The sequence below is a fragment of the Megasphaera jansseni genome (assembly GCF_047974155.1).
GTDB lineage: Bacteria > Bacillota > Negativicutes > Veillonellales > Megasphaeraceae > Megasphaera.
Genome location: NZ_JBHYRR010000056.1, coordinates 1 through 4,683, shown reverse-complemented (window position 1 = coordinate 4,683; position 4,683 = coordinate 1). Strand labels below are relative to the sequence as shown.

2 protein-coding genes are annotated in these 4,683 nt (G+C 53.5%); both read left to right on the top strand.

Going from position 1 to position 4,683, the window contains the following annotated elements; genetic code table 11:
- Positions 1–356: 356 nt before the first annotated feature.
- Complete coding sequence (locus ACE418_RS13255) at positions 357–1,682, top strand: acetyl-CoA hydrolase/transferase family protein (protein ID WP_416451050.1); 1,326 nt, start codon at positions 357–359, stop codon at positions 1,680–1,682.
- Positions 1,683–2,093: 411 nt separating this feature from the next.
- Positions 2,094–4,565 (top strand): DNA gyrase subunit A, encoded by a 2,472-nt coding sequence (gene gyrA, locus ACE418_RS13250; RefSeq protein WP_416451049.1) that lies wholly within the window; start codon positions 2,094–2,096, stop codon positions 4,563–4,565.
- Positions 4,566–4,683 lie beyond the last annotated feature (118 nt).

Below are 4,683 nucleotides of genomic sequence, written 5' to 3'. Positions count from 1 at the left end.
AACCCATCCGCTAACAACTAACAACTAGCCACTAACAACTTGAAAGGAGCTGTCGCGATGCGACAGCTCCTTTTTTTTACGAACCACTAACTACTAACCACGAACCACGAGTCGCTAACCGCTAACCGCTACCCCTTAGCCCCTAGCCCCTAACCCCTAACCGCTAACCCCTAACCCCTAACCCCTAACTGCTAGTCCTTGCAAATATATGCCAAAACAGCATACGTCCTTTTACTTAAACGCCTTGCCATGGCGTTCCTGGCGGCGTATAATAAGGATATAAGCAAACGTAAAACGTCGTACTAAAGAAAATACATACAGATGAAAGGGTGGTTTTTATGTCCCAATGGACAGATATGTACAGACAGAAATTGATGACGCCGGAAGAGGCGGTAAAAGTGGTCAAATCGGGAGACTGGGTCGATTACGGCATGGGCACGACCCAGCCGATCCTCCTCGACCAGGCTCTGGCAGCGCGCCGCGATGAATTGCAGGATGTCAAAGTCCGCATGTGCCTGACCGTGGCACCGCGTCAAATCGTCGAACAAGACCCGGAACGCAAGGCTTTCACGGCCATGAACTGGCATATGAGCGGCTATGACCGGAAAAAATGCGCCCTCGGCCAGATGAACTTCATCCCCATGTGTTACCGCAACAAGCCGTCGATGTACCGTGACCTCCTCGACGTCGACGTGGCTTTGATTACCGTCGGCCCCATGGATAAACACGGCTTCTTTAATTTCGGTCCGGCCGTTTCGGCAACGGAAGCCATTACCAAGAAAGCGAAGAAAGTCATCGTCGAAGTTAATGAAGCGATGCCCCGAGTCCTCGGCGGCCGCGGCGAATGCATCCATATCAGCGATATCGACGGCATCGTCGAATACGGCAATCATCCTTTGGCGACGATTCCCTTTACGACAGGCGACGACATCGACGCCCGAATCGCCAAGACCATCGTCCAGCAGATTCCCGATGGCGCGACGCTGCAGCTCGGCATCGGCAGCCTGCCCAATACCATCGGTGCTTTATTGGCCGAATCGGACCTGAAAGATTTGGGCGTCCATACGGAAATGCTCGTCGACGCCTTCCGCCTCATGTATGAACACGGCCAGCTCACGAACCGCCGCAAAACCTTCTGCCGTGATAAGGTCAGCTGGGCCTTTGCCCTGGGGACGCAGGAACTCTATGACTGGATGGACGATAACCCCTTCCTGGCAGCCTATCCGGTAGACGTCATCAACGATCCCTTCATCATTTCCCAAATGGATAATTTCATTTCCATCAACAACTGCATCGACATCGACCTCTTCGGCCAGGTATCGTCTGAATCGGCCGGAACCCATCAAATCAGTGGCAGCGGCGGCCAGCTCGATTTCACCGACGGGGCTTACCGCTCCCGTGGCGGCAAGAGCATCATCGCCCTGCGGTCGACGTTCCACAACAAGAAGACCGGCCGCGATGAATCGCGCATCATCCCGACGCTGGCACCGGGGACAACGGTTACAGACCCGCGGTCGCAGGTCAACTGGGTCGCTACGGAATACGGCATGGTCAACCTCATGGGCGCTTCGACATGGGAACGGGCCGAACGCCTCATCAGCATCGCCCATCCGGACTTCCGGGAAGACCTCATCAAAGAAGCTGAAAAAATGAAAATCTGGAGATACAGCAATAAGAAATAAGAGGGGGGAGCAGGTTGCTACTCTGCGAGCCACTCCTCCAGCTACTAGCCCCTAACCCCTAACCCCTAGCCCCTAGCCCCTAGCCCCTAATCCCTAACCCCTAACCCCTAACCCCTAATCCCTAACCCCTAACCCCTAACCCCTAACCCCTAATCCCTGACCCCTAATCCCTAACCCCTAATCCCTGACCCCTAATCCCTAACCCCTAAAGAACTTGTTTCCCTCAGCCTGATAAGGCAGGCGGAAACAAGTTTTTTTGCGCCTCTAGAGAAAACGGGAAATATTTGTTATAATATAATCGTATGCGCCCATTTGTTCATTTGACGGGCTGCCATATAGACGACAACGATTCGGACTGCGGGTCTTTTGCTGGCCGGCAGTTATTTTCAGTTTGTATATGAGGTGAAATTTGTGGACGAACAACAAGTAGATAAAATTGTGCCGGTTTGTCTGGAAAGTGAAATGCAGACGTCGTACATCGACTATGCCATGAGTGTCATCATCACTCGTGCCCTGCCGGATGTACGCGATGGGCTGAAGCCGGTTCATCGGCGTATTCTCTATGCCATGCATGAAGCGGGCATGACGCCGAACAAGCCCTATAAGAAATCGGCCCGTATTGTCGGTGAAGTTTTAGGTAAATATCACCCCCATGGCGACAGCTCCGTCTATGATGCGACCGTCCGCCTGGCCCAGGATTTCTCGACGCGTTACCCCTTAGTCGATGGTCACGGCAACTTCGGTTCCGTCGACGGCGACTCGGCCGCTGCCATGCGTTATACTGAAGTCCGTATGGCGAAGATTACTGGTGAAATGCTGGAGGATATCGACAAAGAAACGGTCGATTTCATGCCGAACTATGATGGTTCCTTGCAGGAACCGACGGTCCTGCCGTCGAAGATCCCGAACCTCCTGGTCAACGGCTCTGCCGGGATCGCCGTCGGCATGGCGACGAATATTCCGCCTCATAATTTAGGCGAAGTCATCGACGGCTGTGTCCTGCTCATCGACAATCCTGAAGCTAGTCTGGAAGAAATCATGACCAAAATCAAAGGCCCTGATTTCCCGACGGGAGCTAAAATCATGGGCCGCGATGGCATCATCAAGGCTTATTCGACGGGCCGGGGCAGCATCAAGATGCGGTCCTGCGCGACCATCGAACCGATGAATAAAGGGAAACATCGCATCGTCGTGACGGAAATCCCCTATCAGGTCAACAAGGCGCGGGTCATCGAATCCATTGCCGACCTGTCCCGTAACAAGGAAATCGACGGCATCACGGCGCTGCGCGATGAATCGGACCGCAAAGGCATGCGCATCGTCGTCGAATTGCGGGCCGATGTCAATCCCGATATCGTCCTGAATAAATTGTATAAACACACGCAGCTCCAGGAAACGTTCGGCGTCATCATGCTGGCCCTCGTCGACGGTCATCCGCGCGTCTTGACGCTCAAACAGATCCTGAACTACTATCTCGACCATCAGAAAGACGTCATTACCCGCCGCAGCAAGTTTGAACTCGACAAGGCCCTGGCACGGGCACACATCTTGGAAGGCCTGCTCATTGCCCTGGACCACATCGACGAAGTCATCAAGACGATCCGCGAATCAGCGACGGATGACATTGCCAAACAGTCCTTGATGAGCCAGTTCGGCCTCAGCGAAAAACAGGCCATTGCCATCCTCGACATGCGTCTGCGCCGTCTGACCGGTTTGGAACGCGAAAAAATCGAAGAAGAATATGCTGAATTGGAAAAACGCATCGCTTACCTGCGCAGCGTCCTGGCAGATGAACATAAAGTCATGGAAATCGTAAAAACAGAACTCCTCGATGCCAAGAAGAAATTTGGCGACGAACGTCGTACGCAGATTGTAGCCGATTCGTCGGATTTCTCTGTCGAAGACATGATTCCTAACGAACGCATGGTCCTGACCTTGACACGCCGTGGTTACATGAAGCGCATCAACGCCAATGTATACCATACGCAGAATAAGGGCGGCCGCGGTATCAAAGGCATGGGAACGAAGGACGAAGATGCCGTAAACCACCTGCTCTATACGTCGGCATGGAATACGGTCCTGTTCTTCACCAACTTCGGCCGCGTCTATCGCCTGAAGGCTTACGAAATCCCGGAAGCCAACAGCCGTAACTCCAAGGGGATTGCCGCTATCAATATCCTGCCCTTGTCCAATGGCGAAAAAGTTAACGCTCTCATCGACCTCGACCAAGTCGACCCGTCGATGAACCTCTTTATGGTTACGGAAAAAGGCCTGGTCAAGAAGACGCTCCTCCAGGAATTCAAGAACGTCCGCCGCAACGGCCTCATCGCCATTTCCCTCATGGAAGGTGACCACCTGGCCAAAGTGCGCCTGACCAACGGCGACCAGACGATTATCTTGGCGACCAAACTGGGCATGGCCATCTGCTTCAATGAAAACGATGTCCGTCCGATGGGCCGGAATACCCGCGGCGTCCGTGGCATTACCCTGGCAGAAGGCGATATGGTCATCGGGGCAGATGTGCTCGAACCGGGCTGCCAGGTTCTGACCGTCAGTGAAGAAGGATTTGGCAAACGCAACAATATCGATGCCTATAAAGTCCAGCTCCGCGGTGGCAAGGGTATCAAGAACTTCAAGATTACCCCTAAGACCGGCGACATCGTCGGTGTCGAAGTCGTCCATGAAGGACAGGAACTGATGCTCATCACATCGAATGGCATCGTCATCCGCACGGATATCGAAAGCATTGGCATCAAGAAAGGCCGCAATACATCAGGCGTCAAGATCCAGAAACTGGAAGGCGACGATAAAGTAGCCGCCCTCGATACCATTGCCATCGAAGGCAACGACGAAGAAAAAGAACAGACGAAATTGTTTAAATAAAAAAAGAGGCCTGCGGGCCTCTTTTTTTACGCCGTCCGCAGTTCGCAGGCCGCAGGCCGGAGCTCATCGCCGATGGCGATGTCGTTCGTCGTAGGCCGTTCATCGTTCGTCGACGACG

Coding starts and splice junctions, on each gene's coding strand:
- ACE418_RS13255 (WP_416451050.1), top strand. CDS start 357: ATGTACAGACAGAAATTGATGACGCCGGAAGAGGCGGTAAAAGTGGTC.